The organism is Streptomyces sp. NRRL WC-3549 (assembly GCF_000721935.1).
Classification (GTDB): domain Bacteria; phylum Actinomycetota; class Actinomycetes; order Streptomycetales; family Streptomycetaceae; genus Streptomyces.
On the sequence record NZ_KL585394.1, the window covers coordinates 150,423 to 153,198 of the forward strand.

General features: G+C 71.4%; 2 protein-coding genes and 1 pseudogene. All 3 read left to right on the top strand.

The features are described 5' to 3' along the window. Positions 1-17: 17 nt before the first annotated feature. The gene (locus IH13_RS0111375) at positions 18-404 is read left to right on the top strand and encodes a hypothetical protein (RefSeq protein WP_037841179.1); all 387 of its coding nucleotides are present in this window, start codon (positions 18-20) and stop codon (positions 402-404) included. A 137-nt stretch (positions 405-541) separates the two neighbouring features. Beyond that, positions 542-2,250: pseudogene (locus tag IH13_RS37240) on the top strand (chitinase). Positions 2,251-2,420: 170 nt separating this feature from the next. Next, the coding region (locus IH13_RS0111385; protein WP_031083468.1) for a hypothetical protein at positions 2,421-2,776 on the top strand (356 nt) is incomplete at its 3' end.

The window sequence follows — 2,776 nt, forward strand, 5'->3', positions numbered from 1 at the left end:
ACGGGCGGGCGGCGGCCCTGTTCGCGCTGGCCCGCGCCTGGGCCGCCGGCATCGTCGTGCTGGTCGCGACCGAGTACGTCCAGGCGACCGTGGTGTACGAGCACGTGGCGACGCCCGAGCGGATGGGGACCTTCGGCGGACGGCTGCTGCTGATCCACCTGCCCGACGCGGTGTGCCTCGCGCTGGCGGCGTGGGCCGCCGCCCGTGCGCACCGCGAGCCGTTCCGCCACGTCCCGCCGCACCACCTGGCCGCCGTCGTCGCGGTGCCCCTCGCCGCCCAGCTCCTGAACATGGCGGTGCGGTGGGAACACCTGGCCGCCGAGGGGCTGCTCATGTCGAACGTGGTCATGGCCACGGGGTGCGCGGTGGGGTACCTGGTGGCCCGGTTGCGGGAGGACGGCTGAGGCCGCCCGACGGCCCGCCTCCCGGGCATCTTGTGCCAGAGGTCTTGACAACTTGATTGGTCTGGACCAGTTTATGCGCCAACGGTGGCCACCGTTCCCCGCCCGCACTCCCCCAACTCCCCCACCGGAGGCAGCAAGTGGAACGCTCCGCAGGCAGCAGACGCAGAAGCCGACGCTCCCGTCCCGTACTCGGCGGTGCCGTGGCCGTCCTCGCGGCCGGGGCCCTGACCATGACCGGCCTGGTCGGCAGCGCCCAGGCGGCGGACGTCAACGTCGCCAAGAACGCTGGACCTGTACCGCCGGCAGCGGCGCCACCGTCTCCTCCCCCGTGCACGGCGGCTCCGCCGCCCTCCAGGCCACCCCGAGCGGCCAGGACAACGCCCAGTGCACGCAGACCGTGGCCGTGAAGCCCAACTCCACCTACGCGCTGAGCTCCTGGGTGCAGGGCGGGTACGCGTACCTCGGGGCGAGCGGCACCGGCACCACCGACGTCTCCACCTGGTCCCCCGGCAGCACCGGCTGGACCCAGCTGCGCACCAGCTTCACCACCGGCCCGTCCACCACCTCGGTGAAGGTCTACACCCACGGCTGGTACGGCCAGGCCGCCTACTACGCGGACGACGTCGAGGTCACCGGCCCCGACGGCGGCGGCGGTACGGACCAACCCGGCCCGGCGGTCCCCGGCGCCCCCGCCGGTCTCGCCGTCTCCACCGCGACCTCCTCCTCGGTGTCCCTGTCCTGGAACGCGGTCTCCGGCGCCACCGGCTACACGGTCTACCGGGACGGTGTGAAGGCGACCACCGCCACCGGCACCTCCGCGACGGTGACCGGCCTGGCCGCCGACACCGCGTACCAGTTCTCGGTGAGCGCCACCAACGCCGCCGGTGAGTCGGTCAAGTCGGCCACGGTCAGCGGGCGTACGGCCAAGAAGGACGAGACCGGCCCCGGCCCGTCGACCTCGGTGCCCAAGCACGCGGTGACCGGCTACTGGCAGAACTTCAACAACGGCGCGGCCGTCCAGAAGCTCAGCGACGTGCCCGCGAACTACGACATCATCGCCGTCTCCTTCGCGGACGCCGCCGGCACTCCGGGCGCCGTCACCTTCAACCTGGACTCGGCCGGGCTGAACGGCTACACCGTCGCCCAGTTCAAGGCCGACATCAAGGCGAAGCAGGCCGCGGGGAAGAACGTCATCATCTCCGTCGGCGGTGAGAAGGGGACCGTCTCGGTCAACAGCGACGCCTCCGCGAACGCGTTCGCCGACTCGCTGTACACGCTGATCCAGGAGTACGGCTTCAACGGGGTCGACATCGACCTGGAGAACGGCCTCAACTCCACCTACATGACCAAGGCCCTGCGCTCCCTGTCCTCGAAGGTGGGCCCCGGCCTCGTCATCACGATGGCGCCGCAGACCATCGACATGCAGTCGACGTCGGGTGAGTACTTCAAGACGGCGCTCAACATCAAGGACATCCTGACCGTCGTCAACATGCAGTACTACAACAGCGGTTCGATGCTGGGCTGTGACGGCAAGGTCTATTCGCAGGGCTCGGTGGACTTCCTCACCGCGCTGGCCTGCATCCAGCTGGAGGGCGGCCTCGCCCCGTCGCAGGTCGGCCTCGGGGTGCCCGCCTCCACCCGCGGCGCGGGCAGCGGCTACGTCGCCCCGTCCGTGGTGAACGCGGCCCTGGACTGCCTGGCCAAGGGCACCGGCTGCGGCTCCTTCAAGCCGGCCAAGACGTACCCCGACATCCGGGGCGCGATGACCTGGTCGACCAACTGGGACGCCACGGCCGGCAACGCCTGGTCCAACGCGGTCGGCCCCCACGTCCACGGCCTCCCGTAACCCCTCCCACCCCATGACCCCTGTCTCTTATACACATCGCCGTGCGCTCGTCGCGCTCGTCCATTCCGGCGAATCACGGGCGCGAGGCGATCCGTACCGCCCCGGAGCACGGTTACCCGGGGGGCGCGAGCGCGCCCGGGTACACGACGGACAAGGGTGTGAGGCAGGCGATGACGGACATGGACCGCAGGAGCATTCTGCAGCTGACGTCGGCGGCGACCATCGCCGGAGGGCTGGTCGCCGGGGCGGGCGGGACGGCCCACGCGGCGCGCAGGGCCGCCCGCCAGGTCGTCCTGACGGGCAGGCGCACGGGCGCGAACATCCCGGACGTGCTCACGGCCGGCGTCCCCTACTTCGTCCGGTACGACCTGTCGGACGACCAGGGCCGCAGCGTCGGCACCGAGAACGCGCACTGCCTGCCCGTCGCCGTGTCGCTGGACGGCTCGTTCGTCATGGCGACGCTGGTCCTGAGCCTCGACGACGGCATGATCACGGCGGCCACCGCCTTCCAGCGGCCGCTTCCCGC